Here is an 18420-nt window from a genome sequence, read left to right as displayed (position 1 = left end):
ATCGACCATGAAAACATCCGAAGGAACAATCGACAAAATGAAACGGATTCCGAGAGATCATAAGGTACGCCGCTTCCACCAAGCAAAATGGGATGAGCCTGTCATTTTCGAGCTGAGCCAGCCCGGCGAGCGTGGCGTCGAAGTACCACCCGTCGAGCCACAAATCGTGGAGACCGTAGGCGATGGCATCTCTTCGCTGCCAGACAGCCTACGCCGGAAAAAACGACCGAATCTTCCCGAGATCAGTCAGTACCGCGTGATCCGTCATTACTCCCGCATTTCGCAGGAGGTTCTGGGGTCAGATTTCAACGTCGAGATCGGGCAAGGCACCTGCACGATGAAATACTCCCCGAAAATCAATGAACGCTTCGTACGCTCGCCGAAAATGGCGGAGCTGCATCCGCTGCAAGATGAGTCCACTGTCCAGGGGATGCTGGAGATGACGTATCAGCTCGATCTATACTTGCGCGAGATTTCAGGAATGGACAAATTCTCGTTCCAACCGGGCAGCGGCACACAGGCGTTGTTTACCCAAGCCTCTATCGTGCGCAAATATCACGAAGCTCGCGGCGAAGGAGAACAGCGCAACGAGTTTATTACCACCCATTTTTCCCACCCATCCCAAGCAGCGACGGCCGCAGTCAAAGGCTTCAAAATCATATATGTACCAGCCGACGAAAACGGCTATCCTGATCTGGAAGCGCTAAAAGGTCTCGTATCCGAGCGAACCGCTGCCTTTGCCGTAGCGAATCCAGAGGATACAGGCATTTACAACTCCCGCATCAAGGAGTTCACAGATGTCGTTCACGCCGCAGGGGGGCTGTGCTGCTACGACCAAGCAAACGCCAACGGTTTGCTCGGCATTACCCGCGCGCTGGAAGCAGGCTTTGACATGTGCTTCTTCAACCTGCACAAAACCTTCTCCGTTCCTCACGCTTGCGGCGGACCTGCAACAGGTGCCATCGGGGTCACTGCCGAGCTTGCGCCATTCCTGCCAGGTCCGATCGTAGACTTCGACGGAGAGCGTTACTTCTATAAGCGTGATTTGAAAAACAGCATCGGGAAAGTCCGCAGCTTTTACGGCGTACCACCTGCTGTCCTGCGCTCCTACGCTTGGGTCCGTGCACTTGGTGCTGACGGCTTGAGGGAAGTTGCCGAAATCGCTTGCCTCAACAACAACTATCTCTATCACAAAATCACGCAAATCCGCGGTGCGAGCGCTCCCTATATACAAGGTCGACGCCTGGAGCAGGTTCGCTATAGCTGGCAGCAGCTAAAAGAAGACACGGGCGTCACGACGTATGATGTTCAGCGCCGCATGATCGACTTTGCCCACCATTACTGGACCAGTCACCACCCGTACGTCGTGCCGGAGCCGTTTACGCTGGAACCGACGGAGTCCTATTCCATGGCAGAGCTCGACGAATACGTTGCGGCACTAACCCATATTTCACAGGAAGCCTATGAGAATCCGGAGATCGTCAAAACAGCGCCACACAATAGTACAGGTCACCGTGTCCTAGAGTCCGTACTCGATGATCCTGATCAATGGTGCATCACATGGAGAGCTTATTTGAAAAAGACGGCACAAGGATAAAAAGAAAGAAACGCCAGCACAGATACGACAAGTGCTGGCGTTTTTTTCGTTGTGGAAGTTCATTTTAGAACTGATTCGGGAACTGCTTAATGATGCCTGCTGTTAGCACATCCGCCAATGAGATGATGTGATCCTCACCTTTGTCAAAGGTAGCAATGTCTGCTTCCCAGTCCTTTTTCAATCTCGCTTGGAGATTTCCGGTGAGCAGCTCCAAATGTTTGTACAGCAAATCCTTCAATTCCTTTTCGGTCCAATTGGGATTCGCGCTGCTTAAAAACTTGGCGATATCATCTGCGTTCCGGAACCAATCTTTATTTAATTTTGCCACACTCGCCTGATCGCCATTTTTTGCAGCATCAATAATTTTGCCTGCAATGACGATATGCTCAGTGAGAAGCTTGCCAAGCTTGTTGCCTGCTTCCTCTCCATAGTAAGGCTTAATCGCATTTCCGATATCCGTCTGGATTTTCAAAAGTCGCGCCAGTACCTTGTCTTTGTCTTCCAGTCCCGCCAAAGCGCTGACCAGATAGCTCCTCGTCCATAGTATATGGTCGATCCAGAGCTTTCTCATATCGCCCTGCAATTTGACTTCTTTCGGCTTTATGCATTCCTGTTGCTGGCCGTTTCCTTGTGATTCCTTGGCTACAGCCATCACCGGTACGCCTAGTAAAGCAAGGCAAATCATCAACAGTGTTGCTTTCCGGAGTATTGGAGTCATCATTGGGTCTTCTCCTCGTTATCGGTATGTAAAAGGTCCACAACCCAAAAGCTGGTGGTTAAAACTGATTCGGGAACTGCTTAATGATGCCTGCTGTCAGCACATCAGCGAATGAGATGATATGATCCTCACCTTGATCAAATGCAGCAATATCCGCTTGCCAGTCTTTTTTCAATCTCGCCTGGAGATTATTAGTGAGCAGCTTCAGATGCACGTACATCATCTCTTTTAGTTCCTTCTCGGTCCAATTAGGGTTGACGCTGCTTAAGAACTTGGCGATCTCATCCGCATTACGGTGCCACTCCTTATCAAGCTTTGCTACAGTAGCCTGATCGCCTTTTTTGGCTGCGTCAATGATTTTGCCGCCTATCGTAATATGCTCGGTCAGCAATTCGGTAAGCTTTTTACCTGCTTCCTCTCCGTAATACGGCTTCATTGCGTTCCCGATATCTACCTGGTTTTTCAAGAGACGTGCCTGTACGGCGTCTTTGTCTTCCAGCCCTGCCAAGGCGCTTACCATATAGGTGTGGTCCCACAGCAAATGGTCAATCCAGAGCCTGCGCATATCGCCCTGTAGCTTTACTTCTTTCGGCTTTATACACTCTGCCTGCTGTACATTTCCTTTCGATTCCTTGGCTGCTGCCATACTCGGCACACCAAGTAATGCCACGCAAATCATCAGCAATGTTACTTTCCTGAACACTGGAGTCATTTATTCCTTCTCCTTTTTTGATAAGTAGTGAATCCCGCTGTTATTTTGAGCAAAATTGGCTTTTTCATGCGTCTAACACATGAGTCCTGCAAATTGACACTTATCCGAGGCATCCTTATAGTTGTCATTAGCAACAATTGCACGGACTACCTAACCTAGGAGGTTTCGCAATGAAATTAGATGAGTATATCGGCGTCATCGTGAAACGAACGGATTTAAAACTGAACAACTATTATCAAAAAGTATGCAATCCGTATAACATCACCATCGATCAGTGGATGATTTTTGTCGTGTTATGGGAAGAAGAAGGTTTGACCCAGAACGAGTTGGCAGAACGCACCTACAAGGATAAAACGAATATCGCACGGATGCTCTTTCTCATGGAAGAAAGAGGGTTCATTCATCGCGAAACAGATAAAAAGGATCGCCGCTCCCTTCGTGTCTATCTGACGGAAAAAGGGCGACTTTTAAAAGACGAGGTCCTTCCTCCCTCCATTGAAGCGTACGAGAAAACCATTGCAGGATTGACCGAAGAAGAAGTGAACCAATTTCGAAGAACACTCAATATTATTTATGAGAACGTGAAAAACTTGTAAAAACAAAACATATTGCAGGATGTCATTTTTTGTATATAATTAGTTGTTGTAACAACAGTTTTTATAACAACTTTCATGGCGGAATATATACAAAAAAGGAGTGAAAATGATGAGTACAGAAGGGATTTGGAGCACGCATTACCGAGCGTTGACGATTGGTATTATTCTTGTGGTGACTGCTACAGCATTTGAAGGCTTGGCTGTCACGACAATCGCCCCCGGTCTTTCCCGAGAGCTACAGGGTGAGGATCTGTATGGGTGGGTATTCAGTGCTTATTTGTTGGCTCAGCTGATTGGAACCGTGGTCACAGGTCAATTCGTCGATAGAAAAGGGCCTGCCCAGCCTTTCATTGTCACGATCGTGCTTTTTGCTGTTGGCATTGTAGTTGCTGCAATTGCGCCAGATATGCTTACTTTACTGCTTGGGCGAGTGATGCAAGGATTCGGAGCCGGTGCCTTGGTCAATTGCGTGTATACCATGATTACCTTGCGTTACCCCGATTCCCTTCGCCCTCAGATTCTTGCTGTCTTCTCCAGCGCTTATATTCTTCCTGGCCTGTTCGGACCATATGTAGCCGGGATTATTGCTGAACAGTTGTCGTGGAGATATGTCTTCTGGTTGATCCTTCCCTTTATCTTTCTGTCTGCACTCTTAACCACCCCCTCTTTCCGAGGCTTACAGCCGCAAAAAGCAAGCGCGGCAAACAATCGTAGTCTTCTTCTGCCTTTTTTCTTGGCCCTGGGGACTGGTGCCTTACTTTTGGGGCTGGGCAAAATCCCCTCCATCTACGGTTTCCTGCTATCCATCGCGGGTTTGCTCACCCTCAGTGTCCCGTTGTATAAGCTGATGCCAAAAGGAACGCTCCTCGCACGCTCTGGCTTACCTGCTGTCATCGCATCTCGGGGTCTTTTTGTCGCTGCCTATTACGGCACACAAACGTATCTCGTCCTTGGACTCACCTCGATTTTAGGTTTAACCGCCGACAAAGCTGGTTTAGCTGTTGCCTCCGCAGCAATCAGTTGGTCGCTGGCAGCCAATGTACAAGCAAAGCTGGACAAAAAAGACCAAGGGGCCGGTCGAAAAAAACGAATTATCACAGGTCTTGTCATTATGCTCATCGGAGTCACCTGCACCGTACCGCTGACGTTGATTCAACTAGACCTTTTCGGTATCGTGGTCGCGATTTTTAGCCAGATCATTATGGGCTTCGGAATCGGTTTGGCTCACCCGACAAGCGGTGCTATTGCGTTTTCTCTTGCAAAGCCTGGTGAAGAAGGAAAAGTATCTGCTGAAATATCTATCGCGGATACGTTCACACCTGCGATTGTCATTGGGATGGGGGGTGCCATCGTGTCTGTGATGACTGCCTTTGAGTTTTCACTTTCTGTTGGGATTACTGTTTCCCTGCTCCTTCAGACGTTCATCGTCCTACTGGGGCTGGCATCTGCTGCCCGACTGGCGACAAGTTCCGTATCTGTTCAAGAAAAAAGGGACACCTTGGGGTAACCTCACGAAACGGAAAAAATCGTACGCTATGGATTAAGTCATTTCCGATAAGCTCCATTGACCAATCGTGCCTATCGTTCTGGACCGGGCGGGTAGCTTCGGCAGTACTTAACCGTAAATACGTGTTATGCTGGCGGTGGCCACAAAGAAACTGGTAATATATGTTATATCTATTATTGAAGATTCATAAAATACACAAGGAGGGAAATGAATATTAAGAAACCTTCGATTGTTGAACGTCCTCTTCATATGCTTCTCCTTCTGTTCATCGTTCTCCTTAGTGGTTGTAGCGCGGATAGTTCAACAGAAACAGTCCCTAAAGAGAAGTCATATGTAAGCGTCTACGATTATTTCGAAGAAATTCATGGGGAGAATTTGAAAACATCCGTGCTTCAAATAACAAGAAATGGTAATTCGGCAGAACTCACGTTACGAATCTTAATTTCGGATGATTTGAGAGAAAAAATGATGCATACGGAAAAGCCTATTTACTTTTCGTTTGCAGATATGCCGGGTGACGAGACCATTAAAAATTTGCTTGCTGAGACTCCTTCACTCGTTCAAATTGAGTTAAACAGTAAAGAGAGTCGGTATACGATTTCGCAACAGCTAAAGCTAAAAGAAAATTTGACAGAAGCTGATAACCAGGCACTAATGTCTCCTGCTAATTACCGATTTCAGGTCATAAACGAAGAAAAGCTCTCTGTAGCTAGTTTTATGGGTTTAGAATATTCGCTACTTCCTGAAGATAATCAGAAGTAGCAAAATCGCTTGTTACGAATTGTGCCTCTTGTGGCAAACGTGCCCACACCCCGCATGTATTCTTTTGGGGTAACGCCAGCCAAGTGTCATAAAACCCACGTAAGGACTTGGATGTAATAAAAAACTAGATTTCCTGTACGCTAAGGAAATCTAGTTTTTCATATTGTGGTAGTACCAGCGTGAAAGATGGTGTCCTCTCCCCAAACATGCCTATTCAGTCTCCTGCTTGTACAGGTTTTGTAATTCCTCGAGTCTTTTGTCTATCTTATGGAATCGTCTTTCCAGCCGATCCTGGACTACTCTGGGCAGTTCATTTTTCAAAATGTGTACAATATAAAACAGGGTTCCGATCATGACGAACATACTCAATATCAAGGTGATTTCTGGAGTAATAATAAAAAAGCACACACCGCCTATCAAAATCGTCAGTAGAATGTATCCAAACCATCTCCCCATGGTTCACTCCCCTTTACGATTTACAAGACACCTATATTTTACCAAATCATACAATCACTTGTCCTTGAAAAAAGGGTACCCTCCAGTAGTGATATCTACGTGAGGACACCCTGCTCTATTCCATCATGAAACTTTACCCAATAATCTTGGTCTTCTTCGCATTCTCCATCGACTTTTCAATAAGTCCGCTCAACGGACGCTTCAGCGCGAGCGCCACGAACAGGCTGATCCCGATAAAGCCGAATAATACGAGAATATCCCGAATCGCCGTTTCCCAAAGGATGCCGCCCACACCTTCACGTAACAGGCTGATCGCATACGTGAAGGGCATGTATGGGTTCAGCGCTTGGAAAAACGGTGAAGTCATGCTGATTGGGAACGTACCGCCCGAGCTGGAAAATTGAAATACCATGAAGATGATCGCTATTCCTTTGCCCACGTTGCCGAAAACGGACACCAGTGTGTACGTAATCGTAACGAACACTAGGCTGATCAGCATACCGAATAACACAAACGGAGCTTTATCAGCCACATAGGCCCCGAGGATGTAAATATCACCGAGCGTGACGAACAACGCCTGAAGTAGCCCGATGGTCGCAAACGTTCCCAAGCGGCCCAGGTACAACTGATACGGCTTGTACACTCCGCCCGGATTTTCCGCATTCGGCTTCAGCAGAGAAATCAACAAGGTCGCACCTACCCAAAGAGACAGCACACCGTAAAAAGGTGACATGGCCGAACCGTAATTCGGAATCGGATATAGGCGGTTTTCCTTGATCTGCACGGGACTTGCGAGGAATTCGCTCTCTTTTTTAATGTCGCCGCGCAATAGCTTGGCAAGATCAGCGAAGTTGTTGTTCGCTTCGACTTCTCTCAGCTTGTCAGCCGCCTGCCCAATGGCACTCTCCAGCTTAGGCAGATCATCGCGAACCAATGTGGCAACTCTGTGGACTCCTGCCTCCACCTCCGGGAGCTTGTAGCGCACAAAATCAGCCAGCTTGGTCAAATTCGCCTCCGCTTTGGGCAGATCGTTCTGAACGAATGCCGCTGCCTCGTCGAGCTTTTTCCCGATAGTAGGAAGATTCCCCTTCAAGAACGGAGCTGCTACGTGAATGGCATTTGCAAAAGCATCCGACTTGCTTCTGAGCGTTTGCGCGAGCTCGTGGACTTGCGCCCGTATTTGCGGCATATCCTGCTGGATTCGTTTCAGTTCTGCCAATCCCAGCTCCAAGCCCGTCTTTGTCTCTTGAAGAATCGCTTCGATATCCGGTAGTTTTTCTTGGGCCTTATGCAGTAGATCGGCAGATTCTCCTGTGATCACCTTCAGCCTTTCAATGCCCTCGGATATTTTCGGAACGATTTCGCTATCGTAACGGGACAGGATGTCTCCCAATTCCGCGCTGGTATTTTTCGAGAGCTGATTCAAGCTCTCCACCAAATCTTTCGCAGGCTGCTTGCCTTTTTCCAGCGCGCTTGCAATTGTGCCGAGAATCTCGATTTGTCGGTTCATTCTGCTCTCAATCGTGCGCAGCCTCTCTGCGAAATGACTCAATGGCTGTCCAGGAATATAACTGTTTACTTTCTCTACAAGCGATGCGGTATGCCCCAAAACATTGGCGGCTCTGGCTAACCTGTCTTTCACAGCATTTACCTCACTCGCAGTAGGCAGACGATCCGGATTGATTTGCAACAGTCTGTCCGTAAGTTGTGTGAGTGCATCCGAGGCTTGCTGGGCTAAGATGAGATTTTGCTTGATCAGCGGTGCAATCGTTTCAAAGGCACCGTCATGCTTCGTAAAAAAGTCATTGAGCTGATCGGCAACAGCCGCGCCCTTATCAGTCAGATCAGCGATACGCGGCAACGCATCTTGAGCAGCCGAAACGATCTCAATGGCCTGACTCGCTTTTTCTGTGGCCGTAGTCACTGCGTTTGCGACTTTATCAAAATTTTGATCCAGCTCTTCAATTCGTCCGACGGCTTGCTCAATCACCGGCAGCTTGTCTTCCATCGCGATAATGACAGACGCCGCCTCATTGATTTTCGGCCAGTTTTGCTGGATCTTGAGCACGGCCTGCCCTGCTTGATTGATTTCGGGGATTCTTTTTTCCACTTCCAGAATGATCTGCGCTTTCTCGTGAATCTCGGGAAGTTTCTTTTCAATCTCCAACACTTTTTGCCCAGCGGCACGAATCTCAGGCAGGCTTTTTTCCAGTTGGAAAACGCCACTCTCGATTTTGCGGATGGTCGGCAATTGCTCTTCAATTTTAATGCCGATCTCTGTAAGCTTCGTCAGCAAGGCTTCACTGACGCTTTCCGTAAAACTCTCGTTGATCTGCTTGGCAATCGCTGAAACACCTGATGAAGTGATTTTGGGTGCGACGGCGTTCACTTTTTCGTTGACCGTATAGATCACTTCAGGCTTGTTCAGGTCGCCATGGACAATTCCCGTGATTTTTGTGGAAAAGTCAGCCGGGATCAGGATGCTGGCATAGTAATCGCCCCGCTCTACGCCCCGTCTGGCCTCTTCTTTGTCCACAAAGGTCCACCCTAGCTTCTGGTTGTTGTGCAAGCTCTTTATGAGCTCGTCTCCGATGTTGACCTTTTGGTCGCCAACTGTGGCTCCCTGATCCTCGCTCGTTACCGCCACCTTGACACCTTGCGTATTGGCGTAAGGGTCCCATACTGATTTGATGTTGATCCAATCGTATAAACAAGGAAGGAGAATGATGGCGATGATCAGAAAAATCCCAGTCGGGACCTTGAAAATGTTAATCCAGTCCGTTTTGTAAATCTTCCATATAGACCGCATGTATGTACCACCTAGTAGGAAAGAATGGATGAATCTTTGCACTCACATGACAGTTTACCATGGAAGGAAATGATCGGGAATGAGCTGTCAGTAGTATCATGAGCTGCTGCACGCCAATTTATGAAGGACAATCTTCAACGCGCTGGACTCACCATATCAAAGCTCCAATCCACATTTTCATACCTTTTTACTAGCTGACTGGCCGTGATCGTTACCGGTTGATTTTCCCTTCCTTTCGGGAAATCGCGGATCGTGATCGTTCTTGCTTGGGGACGATCTTTTTCCGTAGAAGGATCTTCCAGCTCCATTTTAACGACGCCCAATCCGATTGCATCGACTCCACGGTATTCATAGGTGTCGGGATGATAGGTGAACTCTGCCTTTACGATACCGACGTATCCGGATGTGCCGGGATCTGGATTAGGCTCGGGCGCGATGCGAAACGACTTTAAGACAAACGTATTTCCCTCATTCGTGAAGGTTAGAGGCTGTTTGTTGAGGTCAGCAGGCGTAAAAGTCAGGAGCAGATCGGATGGTTCTGCCTTCTCGATGTAGACAGTACGATACGTCAGTTTTTTGTTTGGTTCAATCGGTCCATAAAACTCGCCATCTGCCCCGTTCGTATCCATCACAACCTTGCCTTTCTCATCGACGATTTCCCACATGACTGTCGCATTCTCCCCAAAGAAATCCCATAGCTCTTGGGCGGTAACCTTATCCCGGTAGAGCGAATTGTAGACTTTTACCCCTGCTTGCACTCTCGACTCCATGCGGGCAAGCTCTTGCTCATTCATTTTGGACGAGAGAATCAGTTTCGATTCCATCGGTGTCAGCACCAGTCGGTCAGCCACTAGGATAAATCCTTGCGGCGAGGTATACGTCTTCTTGAGTGGAATCGTTTGGGTTGCCGACTTGCTTTTTTCCAGTGAGACAGGAACCTTCAAGTGCCAGCTTCCGTAAGTCTGCTTGACCTTCTCTTCTTCCTCTTTTGAAGCTTCATCTTGCAGGTCCACTCTGTTTACTTTCAGGTTGAGAATCAAATCGTTCGGTATATTTTCAGGGAGATACAAGGTCTCAAAGCCGTAGGAATGCTGTACCTGGGTTCCGATGTACTTCCCGTTTTGGTCTGACAGGAAAATCCGGTTATCCTTGTTTTCAAACTCAATCGAAGCTTCCAGCTCTTGATTTTGTTCGGTAAAAAACCGAATCGACACGTACATTTTTACTGGATCGACCAGAATCTCATCTACCAACATAGTAATGCCTTGATCGGTTACCTTTTGATTCACTTTTTGAGAAAAGCCTAGATCGCCTCCGCGCTGCATTTCCGCGATAAACGACTCGGAAAAAATCGATGTGACATAGTGCGCAAGCGTAGGAGATGAGACGACACCCACTGTCAGGGCAAGCAACAGTATGGCGGCAGTAAGACCTGCCCTTTGCCATAGACGACTGCCTGTCCATTTTTTTCGGCGCATCGGTCCTTGTTGTTGCTCTTCTACCTGTAAAATTTCCCCCATGACTTTTTCGGTGAAATGATCCGAGGCAGATACGATCGGCCAAGGTTTACTCAAGTCGGCATCCACTTCGTCGACTTCCTGAAGCAGCATGGACTGACAATGTTCACAACCAGCGATATGGTCCTGAAGCTCTCTTCCTTCTTCATATGAAAGCTCTCGGTCGACTTGATTGATCAGCCTAACACAATCAGCACATTTCATGAAGCTCCCCCCTTTTCCCCATGAGTTCACGTAGCTTTTTCTTTGCGCGGTACAAGTGAACCTGCACGGTTGTCACCGGCACTTGCATCGTCTCAGCAATTTCTTGATAACTCAGCTCTTCAAAATACCGCAGCGTAAGTACGATCCGGTAATGGGAAGCGAGCTCTTCCATGACAGCGAATAGTTCGTTTTGTTTTTCAAGCGCCAGATAAAATGACTCCGGGTTTTCTTCGCAGGTAAGAGCCGTATTGGACTCTTGTAAAGGTACGCTCGGATGCTTCTCGGCCCTCCGCCACGCTTGCAGACAACAATTGATTGCGATTTTGTTTAACCAAGCTGAAAACGGACGGCTCGCATCGTATTGCTGCAAGCATTTATACGCATTAACGAAAGCTGACTGTGCGAAATCTTCTGCATCCTCTGGGGAATTGCCCATCCTCACGAGTAGCGAGCACACCCTGTTTTTGTACTTGTTCACAAGGTGGGCAAAGGCATGCGGGTCGCCTCCCAAGACTTGCTTCACCCACTCTTGATCATCCTCCATGAACTGTCGCTCCCTTCTATTTCTATCACCAGACATTCCGTTCACTTATACTGTCCAGCAATCATTCTACCTTTACTATGAAAAGATCGGTTTTTTTCTTACAAGGGTTGGATAAATATTTTCAGGACAGAAAAAAAAGCCCAACCATCACTGGTCAGGCTCTTCCTAGTAAATCAGTAACTTTATTTTCTCACTTTCAACTTGTACTCGCTCGTATGACCATCGTTCTCAGCAACAATCGTCAGCGTGGTTTTTTCTGGTGCATCCTCATGGACGGTTACCAGACCATCCTCGCTAATCACCGCATATTCTTCCTCCACTACACGGTAAGTAGTTCCTGTGCTTTCCTTGGTCATATCTCGTCCACTGCGGTCTGTCATGTTCGCCCATACGATCATTTGAACAGTATCACCAGGCTTCACTGAACTCTTTTTGGTGGATAGATTGATACTTTTGATTTCCGCAATGGAGAAAGTCACTTTGGTCGATTTTTCTCCGTTTGTCACCTTGACTGTAAATTTCTTGCCAGGTCGTGCATCCTCGGAAACCTCAATCAAGCCGTTTTCATCAACAGTGACGCTATCGTTGTCAGATTCATAAACCGTTCCGCTCTCGCCATCGGTCAGATCCTGTTTGGTGCGGTTCGAGAACGATCCTGTTACTTGAAGCTGGAGATTCTCTCCTGGCAACAGTGTTGCCTTGCTTGGCGTAACTTTCACGCTTTGCAGACCTGCACTCGCTACCATGTAGATGCCCGGTTTTTCGATATCAAAGCTTGCGCGGTCCCCCGTTTTGATAACCTCTACTGTTTTTCCTTTGGAAGTCTTGAGGCTACTCCATTCTTTCTCCGCTTCATCATAATGATGAGCCGTCAAATATTTATCCTTTTTCTCGTAAGGCAGAATCATGCGGACAGTCTCGCTGTCAAAGCGTTTCCATTCCTTGTTGTCTGCTTTCAGGCGAACTTCGTACATATCGCTGGCATTGCCCGATTTCGAAGGCTTTTTGATGTCGTCCAGCTTCGAGATCTCAGCGTGGATATCCTCACCGTCATGCTCTTCGAGAAGCTCGCTGGACAGCCACACACCTGCGTCTTCCTTGTTCACCAAGGCAACATTGATTTGTTTTTGTGCCAATGCATCGACGATATCACCACTTAGTGTCATCGAAGATTTTTCTTCTTCCTCCGATTTTTTCGCTGCACGCACTTCATGACGAGCGCCGTCCATGCGAATCTCGATTGTCTTCTCCAATCCAAACAGCGATGCTTGCTTGTCCAGTGCTGTCTCGATGGACTCTACTGCTTGGGCAAAACGTTCGATCTGAGCGACTACCTTCTCCGTATTTTCGCTATCGTCTGCTTCGATCGTGCTGACTTGTGTCAAAAGTTCAGCGATTGGTTCTTTCAGCTTTTTCACCCATTTTTCAGAGAGATCGTCTTTATCCAGCTTGGCAATCGTCGTCTCTGCTACATGAGCCATGACTTTTACTGCTTGCTCCCATTGTTCTTGATCGTTTTTCTCGATCTCACCTACAACTGGCAAGAAAGCATCCTTCAACAGGGAATAGGTCTGTTCTAACACCTGATCCTCATCGACGATATCCTCTTTCCACTTGGAAACCATCGCGGCCAACACGGTATCCGTTGCATCGGAGACCAAAGCAAGATGCGTAGAATCACTGAGCTTGTCGTCCTTGATCAGCTTGGACAATTGCTTGATCGCATTCTCGGCTTGCTTCTCTACTACATCCTCATCTGTAGCGTTCTTAATGGCATCAGCAGCAGCACGATTGGCTTGGCGCAACTGCTCATCTGGCGTGAGTACAGGTGGATCTACCGGTGGTGTGACTGGCGGTACTTCGGTAAATGCGTCCTTCAGTGCTGTTTGCGCAAAGTCCACTGACTCTGAGTCCTTTTGCTTGGAGAAAGCGAGAATGTTCGTCGCGCCATTCGGGATCGCCGTACCATTCGGCATCGCGTAGATGACCTTATCGCCTGTCTTGGCTACAGATGCGATCGCTGACTGACCGGACAGCTTGCCCTCGTCGTTCCCCCAGTAGAGTACATACTCGTCAATGTTCGCTTCATTTGCCGCAGGAGTGATCGTGACGTCCCCGCCAATCACACCCTTATTTGTGTCGGCATCGGTAAAGGATACTGCCTGTGGTGCCTGTGCCTGCGTTTCATCGACAATCGTAAAGGTCACGCGGCCAAGCTCCAAATTATCGTTATCTGTGCGATACTCTGCTTCCCCGACATAAATCGCATCGTATTTGCCCGGAGCGAGCTTCAAATCCTTGAATGAGACCGTTCCATTGGGTTGCTTCACGCCGCTCGTTTTTTGCTGAGCGATTGCTTTTACATTTTTGCCCAACTTCGTGCCTGTAGGGAAAATACCGATCCAGTCTTCTCTTACCGAACTCGTGTAGGCCACTTCAATCGCTTCTGACGACAGGTACTTCTCCTTCACCATCTGAACCGTAGGATTGCTCAAGGTCAGATCTGGATCGGTAGAAGGGTCTACCACTGGAATTTTCTTGGATAGATCAATTTCATATTGTGCATTGGCGATCCACGTGTCGTTTTTAAAATCTCTGCCTTTTACCAGGACTTTATCCTTGTAAACTTCCACGAAAAAGCCTTGGCTTCCGTCCTTGCCTGTATTGGCATCTGTCCACAGATAAGAGGTAGCACCCGCATTAAACATCGTGGCGTATTTGGCGTTGTACATCGTATCCTTCGCACCCAACTCCCAGTGTGTATGTCCACTGAACAGGAAAGCTCCAGGATGCTTCGCCAGGATCGTTTTCAATTCTGTATCTTGTCTGACACCGTACCAGTAATTGCTTTTGAGATAGCCATCATTGGCACCGGCTACCGTGTTCTTCAACGGTTGGTGATGGAAAATGAACGTCGGCTTGCCCCCAGACTCAGCCAGCTTCTCATCCAGCCATTTCAACTGCGTTTCAGACAGGTAGGAATAGTCTTTCAGCCCTTTTTCCGTGCCAAGGAAAATGAACTGGTAGCCGTTGATCCACTCACTGTAGTAGCTGGACTTCATGTTGGTGTACTTGTGGAACAGCTCGGAAAACTGCGTCCAGTCCCCCCAGCGAACGTCGTGGTTCCCTTGCACAAAATAGGTTTCCGGGAGTTGGTCCTTGTACATGTTAAAAATCCGGGCCAGCTCCATATATTGCGCTTCGGTTCCGTTCTCGGTATTGTCCCCGATAGTCATGAGTCCGTCACTGTCCGGATTCAGCGCAACCATATCTTTGAAAGCATCTTCGAGGTTTTTATTATGAACGTGATCCTTGCTGGTTTGCACATGCATGTCGGTGATGACTTCAAAGCTGACCAATGGCTTCTCTTTCACCATTCCTGGGATCGTAAACTCTGCGCTCGCAGTCGTTTCACCCGCAGCTGAATCCGAGTAAGCGAGGAGCTTCGTCGCACCTTTTGGAATGACCGTGTTAGCTGGGATTGTATAGGTCGCATACGTTTCACCTGGCGTAGTTGGAGGCTGCACTTGTGCGATGATCGGCTCTCCTGGCAGCTTTCCGACATCATTTCCCCAGTACAGATTGTAATGAGCCACATTCGCAGGATCGGCAGGGATTTTGATTTTCACATCGCCTGCGATCTGGTCTGCATCGTCATCCGTATCGACAAAAGTAATACCCGCAGGAGGATTCAAGGTAATGATCGAAAAAGGAGCTCGCTGAAAAATGTTGTAGCCGTCATTTTGCATGTACAGCGCCTCGTACTCACCTGCTGGCAATGACTTTGTAAAGCTCATCGCACCATTCGGCTGACCGTTTGCACTCGTATATTGCCAAGCGAGAGAAGGATTGCTGCCCTGTGGAATGGCACCTGCTTTATACAGTCCGATCCAATCCTTCAAGGAAGCTCCTGTATACGACAAGGAAACCGGTTGACCATACAAATAGGTTTGCTTGTCCATCGTGACAGTTTGCGCTCCTGCTGCCTGAACACCTTGGATCATAAAAGGTTGAGTCATTCCCATGAAGGCAACCGTAACACCCAGTACCATCGACATCGTTTTGTTTATCACTTTCATAATAAACGCGCACCTCATTTCGATCAGATTGATAGAGTCCGACTGATGATTTTTACACGACCTTGCTGCTGACTTTCAGACCAATGACACCAATCACAATGAGTGACATCCAGAGCATTTGCTGTAGATTGATCATTTCTTTGAATAAGAAAATACCGACGAATGTAATGAGAACAATCCCGACACCAGACCAGATCGCATAAGCGACACCGACCTGTATATAGCTGAGTGCGAAATTAAGCAGAGTAAAGCTGGCACCGTACAACAGAAACATCAGAATGGATGGCCACAGCTTGGTAAAGCCCGCAGATAGTTTCATCGAAGTCGTACCTGCTAGCTCCAACAGAATAGCGAATGCGAGGAGAACCCACCCCCACCCGATCCCCTCATTCATGCCGTGATGCCTCCACCTTCAGCTGTGCGTAGGAGGAAATCACTGCTTCTGCTTTCTCCAGGATTTGAATCCGGTCAGACGAGTCTTCCTTGCTCACAATGCCAATCGTCACGGAAACCCCTGCACTTTTCCCCATGCGTATGTCGCCGCTCGTATCGCCGATGACAGCGACTTCTCTCGGCTTCAAGCCCAATTGGGTACAAGCTTTTACCACCATGTCGGGATAAGGCTTGCCACGCTCTACCTGATCATTCCCGATAATGACTGGAAAATAAGAGCGAATGCCCATCCATTCCATATGCTTGATCGCTTCCTCTGTTTCGTCTGCGGTTACAATCCCCATAAACATTCCGTGGTCGCGACATTGTTCGAGGAACGGGATCAGCCCCGGAATGGGATAGGCAGGACGAGTCTGCTCCATATCCTGATAAGCTCGCTCCTTGCACTCTCTAGCGAGTCTCATTGATTCTCCCCACGATAGTCCCTGACGATAACCTTGCCATGCCAGGATCGCAAGCAAATCACCAGTCGAGCCCATCGCTAACGGACCATTGATGCTGTAGTCGCATACGTGCCCGTCTTCGTCGTGAACAGTCCCCCACAGCTCTGCGAGAGGAGCGATCTGGGCCGGCTGTGGAAGCTGGCTGGCAAAATGACGATGGACGGATTCGCTCCAGTACCCCCAGAGCCGCACAAACTCCAGCAAAGTACCATCCTTATCGAACAAAATCGCTTTGACCGTATATCTCTTGTTGTTAACAAGTAAGTCGGGCATCTTTTTCCCACCTGCATTCCATTTTGAATCGGATTTGACTTTACTCTTTCGTCCTGACGAGAAGCGCATCCGTTCTTTTCTGAATCTTGCCTGCCATCCACATGATCGCGGTACGTACCAACAGATTCGCCACAATGATTAACGTAGACATCGCAGCAGCTTGCGCGATATCACCTGAGTCCTCCTTATTCACAATCGCAACCGCAGCCGGTTTCAGGTCCGGTGCATACAAGAAAATAATGGCCGAGACCGTCACCATGCTGTTGATGAAATAGTAGAGGAACACTTCCAAAATCGTCGGCAATGACAACGGAACTGTCACCCGCAGCAATGTCCGATACCAGGGCACATTCATCGATTCCGATGCAGCCTCGAACTCGCTATCCAGCTTCTTCAGACCGGACGTCATCGTCAGGAAAGAAACCGAGTAGAAGTGAACGATGTTACACAAAATGACGATCCAAATCGTGCCGTAAATGCCATGCAGCGGTTGATTCGGATTGTTGAAAAAGAATACGTAGATCAAACCGAGCACGAGTCCTGGCAATGCAAGCGGCAGCATGGACAGAAAATACGCTGACTGACGCAGCAGACGATGCCCGCGTGACTTCTCGATGAGATATGCGAACAAAAAAGTAGCGACTGTACCAATCAATGCCGTCGCAAACGCGATAAGCAAGCTCGTCACAAACGGTCCTTCCCCATCCAAAAAGTCTTCGTAGTGTGTAAAGGAAATGGACAGATTGTACGGCCACACTTTTACAAGGGAGCCGTAAATAGCAACCAGGATGATGCTAATAATCACAGCGGACACGGCGGAGCAAAGCACGTAGAACAACCCATCCCGCAGTTTGTTGCGTTCAATTCGGTAAGGGGTGGACTTCGCACTCAACCAACCGCTCTGTTTACGCTGGGAGATGCGATCGATCACAAATGAAATGACGGCTGGTATCAACAGCAACACCCCAACGGCCGCACCCATTTGCATGTTTTGTTGCCCAATAACCTGCTTGTACAAATCTGTCGCCAGCACGTTGTACTGCCCGCCGACCACTTTGGGAGCACCGAAGTCGGTAAAGGTCAAGACGAAGCAGACAAAAATGGCACTGATCAGCGCAAACCTCGTACCTGGTACCGTGACCGTCCAAAATGTGCGCCACTTGGACGCCCCGAGCGTTTCTGCCGCTTCATACATCCGGTAATCTGCACTTGCGAGTGCCACCGACAGCATCAGAAACGCCTGCGGAAACGTATAGAGTACTTCCGCCATCACAATCCCGATAGGCCCGTAGAGCTCCATACGGAATTCCGGCAGCAGCCCAAAAAATCCGGTAGAAATCAGCCCTTGATTGCCAAACAGGTAGGTCAGCGCCAAGCCGTGCAGCATAGAGGGGGCGAATAGCGGCAAGAGCGCAACAGACCGATAAAACCATTTGCCACGAATCGCGCTTCTCTCCAGTGCGTAAGCAAATCCGAAGCCCAGCGTAACGGCAATGATCGTCGTGACTGTCGACACCTTAATGGAGTTCCACAATGACATCACGAGAGCCGGCGTCGAGAAGTAATTGGCAAAGTGCATAAGCCCAATAAAGTTCCCGTCCTGATCCGTAACTGCCTTGATCACCAGCTCACCAAGCGGCAGCAGGATGGCAAACAACAGCGCGATGGTCATGCAGACGATGATCGCGTTTTGGCTCCATTGGTTGGCATCAGGGCGTATTCGTTTTAACCAGGTGTCCATATCGTATGC

Annotated in this window: 14 protein-coding genes; 4 read left to right on the top strand and 10 right to left on the bottom strand. The window is 48.4% G+C overall.

All coding sequences use genetic code 11. The annotated features are described in order from the left end of the window. Positions 1–7: 7 nt before the first annotated feature. The gene (gene gcvPB, locus HPY27_RS27065; protein WP_174226407.1) at positions 8–1597 is read left to right on the top strand and encodes an aminomethyl-transferring glycine dehydrogenase subunit GcvPB; all 1590 of its coding nucleotides are present in this window, start codon (positions 8–10) and stop codon (positions 1595–1597) included. Between the two features lie 64 nt (positions 1598–1661). On the opposite strand, the gene HPY27_RS27060 is transcribed toward gcvPB, so the two are convergent. Both HPY27_RS27060 and HPY27_RS27055 read right to left on the bottom strand, forming a co-directional pair. Further along, a complete protein-coding gene (locus tag HPY27_RS27060) occupies positions 1662–2315 on the bottom strand; it encodes a glycosyltransferase (RefSeq protein WP_173623522.1) in 654 nt (217 codons plus the stop codon). A 58-nt stretch (positions 2316–2373) separates the two neighbouring features. Beyond that, positions 2374–3027, bottom strand: coding sequence for a glycosyltransferase (locus HPY27_RS27055; protein ID WP_173623453.1), 654 nt, complete (start codon positions 3025–3027; stop codon positions 2374–2376). Between the two features lie 170 nt (positions 3028–3197). Between HPY27_RS27055 and HPY27_RS27050 the strand changes: the two genes are divergently transcribed. The 3 genes from HPY27_RS27050 to HPY27_RS27040 all read left to right on the top strand — a co-directional run bounded on the left by HPY27_RS27050 (position 3198) and on the right by HPY27_RS27040 (position 5892). Continuing rightward, positions 3198–3623, top strand: coding sequence for a MarR family winged helix-turn-helix transcriptional regulator (locus HPY27_RS27050; protein ID WP_056489008.1), 426 nt, complete (start codon positions 3198–3200; stop codon positions 3621–3623). Positions 3624–3732: 109 nt separating this feature from the next. Next, on the top strand, positions 3733–5130 hold the full coding sequence (locus HPY27_RS27045) for an MFS transporter (RefSeq protein ID WP_174226433.1): 1398 nt from the start codon (positions 3733–3735) through the stop codon (positions 5128–5130). 207 nt (positions 5131–5337) lie between these two features. Then, positions 5338–5892, top strand: coding sequence for a hypothetical protein (locus HPY27_RS27040; RefSeq protein ID WP_017246694.1), 555 nt, complete (start codon positions 5338–5340; stop codon positions 5890–5892). Between the two features lie 210 nt (positions 5893–6102). Here HPY27_RS27040 and HPY27_RS27035 read toward each other — a convergent pair whose 3' ends face one another. From HPY27_RS27035 to HPY27_RS27000, 8 genes are all read right to left on the bottom strand, one after another. After that, the gene (locus tag HPY27_RS27035) at positions 6103–6348 is read right to left on the bottom strand and encodes a hypothetical protein (RefSeq protein WP_017246695.1); all 246 of its coding nucleotides are present in this window, start codon (positions 6346–6348) and stop codon (positions 6103–6105) included. Positions 6349–6481: 133 nt separating this feature from the next. Continuing rightward, the gene (locus HPY27_RS27030; RefSeq protein ID WP_174226406.1) at positions 6482–9157 is read right to left on the bottom strand and encodes a YhgE/Pip domain-containing protein; all 2676 of its coding nucleotides are present in this window, start codon (positions 9155–9157) and stop codon (positions 6482–6484) included. A 134-nt stretch (positions 9158–9291) separates the two neighbouring features. Beyond that, positions 9292–10878, bottom strand: coding sequence for a DUF4179 domain-containing protein (locus tag HPY27_RS27025; RefSeq protein WP_173623456.1), 1587 nt, complete (start codon positions 10876–10878; stop codon positions 9292–9294). Then, entirely contained in the window at positions 10865–11422 is a 558-nt protein-coding gene (locus HPY27_RS27020) for an RNA polymerase sigma factor (RefSeq protein ID WP_017246698.1), read from the bottom strand. The genes HPY27_RS27025 and HPY27_RS27020 overlap by 14 nt, the downstream gene beginning before the upstream one ends. A 182-nt stretch (positions 11423–11604) precedes the next feature. Beyond that, a complete protein-coding gene (locus tag HPY27_RS27015; RefSeq protein ID WP_174226405.1) occupies positions 11605–15501 on the bottom strand; it encodes a metallophosphoesterase in 3897 nt (1298 codons plus the stop codon). Positions 15502–15553: 52 nt separating this feature from the next. Next, a complete protein-coding gene (locus HPY27_RS27010) occupies positions 15554–15895 on the bottom strand; it encodes a DMT family transporter (RefSeq protein WP_017246700.1) in 342 nt (113 codons plus the stop codon). Beyond that, positions 15888–16670: an HAD family hydrolase gene (locus HPY27_RS27005; protein ID WP_174226404.1), complete on the bottom strand. Its 783-nt coding sequence runs from the start codon at positions 16668–16670 to the stop codon at positions 15888–15890. The genes HPY27_RS27010 and HPY27_RS27005 overlap by 8 nt, the downstream gene beginning before the upstream one ends. Positions 16671–16710: 40 nt before the next feature. Beyond that, a complete protein-coding gene (locus HPY27_RS27000; RefSeq protein ID WP_069849990.1) occupies positions 16711–18411 on the bottom strand; it encodes a putative 2-aminoethylphosphonate ABC transporter permease subunit in 1701 nt (566 codons plus the stop codon). Positions 18412–18420 lie beyond the last annotated feature (9 nt).

Origin of the sequence: Brevibacillus sp. HB1.1 (genome assembly GCF_013332445.1) — a bacterium.
Classification (GTDB): domain Bacteria; phylum Bacillota; class Bacilli; order Brevibacillales; family Brevibacillaceae; genus Brevibacillus; species Brevibacillus porteri.
This window is presented reverse-complemented; position numbering and strand designations above follow the sequence as displayed.

What these genes read in the sequence shown, in the direction of transcription:
- HPY27_RS27025 (WP_173623456.1), bottom strand. Translation starts at nt 10,878, where the DNA reads ATGAAATGTGCTGATTGTGTTAGGCTGATCAATCAAGTCGACCGAGAG.
- HPY27_RS27040 (WP_017246694.1), top strand. Translation starts at nt 5,338, where the DNA reads ATGAATATTAAGAAACCTTCGATTGTTGAACGTCCTCTTCATATGCTT.
- HPY27_RS27055 (WP_173623453.1), bottom strand. Translation starts at nt 3,027, where the DNA reads ATGACTCCAGTGTTCAGGAAAGTAACATTGCTGATGATTTGCGTGGCA.
- gcvPB (WP_174226407.1), top strand. Translation starts at nt 8, where the DNA reads ATGAAAACATCCGAAGGAACAATCGACAAAATGAAACGGATTCCGAGA.
- HPY27_RS27010 (WP_017246700.1), bottom strand. Translation starts at nt 15,895, where the DNA reads ATGAATGAGGGGATCGGGTGGGGGTGGGTTCTCCTCGCATTCGCTATT.
- HPY27_RS27035 (WP_017246695.1), bottom strand. Translation starts at nt 6,348, where the DNA reads ATGGGGAGATGGTTTGGATACATTCTACTGACGATTTTGATAGGCGGT.
- HPY27_RS27060 (WP_173623522.1), bottom strand. Translation starts at nt 2,315, where the DNA reads ATGACTCCAATACTCCGGAAAGCAACACTGTTGATGATTTGCCTTGCT.
- HPY27_RS27050 (WP_056489008.1), top strand. Translation starts at nt 3,198, where the DNA reads ATGAAATTAGATGAGTATATCGGCGTCATCGTGAAACGAACGGATTTA.
- HPY27_RS27005 (WP_174226404.1), bottom strand. Translation starts at nt 16,670, where the DNA reads ATGCCCGACTTACTTGTTAACAACAAGAGATATACGGTCAAAGCGATT.
- HPY27_RS27020 (WP_017246698.1), bottom strand. Translation starts at nt 11,422, where the DNA reads ATGGAGGATGATCAAGAGTGGGTGAAGCAAGTCTTGGGAGGCGACCCG.
- HPY27_RS27000 (WP_069849990.1), bottom strand. Translation starts at nt 18,411, where the DNA reads ATGGACACCTGGTTAAAACGAATACGCCCTGATGCCAACCAATGGAGC.
- HPY27_RS27045 (WP_174226433.1), top strand. Translation starts at nt 3,733, where the DNA reads ATGAGTACAGAAGGGATTTGGAGCACGCATTACCGAGCGTTGACGATT.
- HPY27_RS27015 (WP_174226405.1), bottom strand. Translation starts at nt 15,501, where the DNA reads ATGAAAGTGATAAACAAAACGATGTCGATGGTACTGGGTGTTACGGTT.
- HPY27_RS27030 (WP_174226406.1), bottom strand. Translation starts at nt 9,157, where the DNA reads ATGCGGTCTATATGGAAGATTTACAAAACGGACTGGATTAACATTTTC.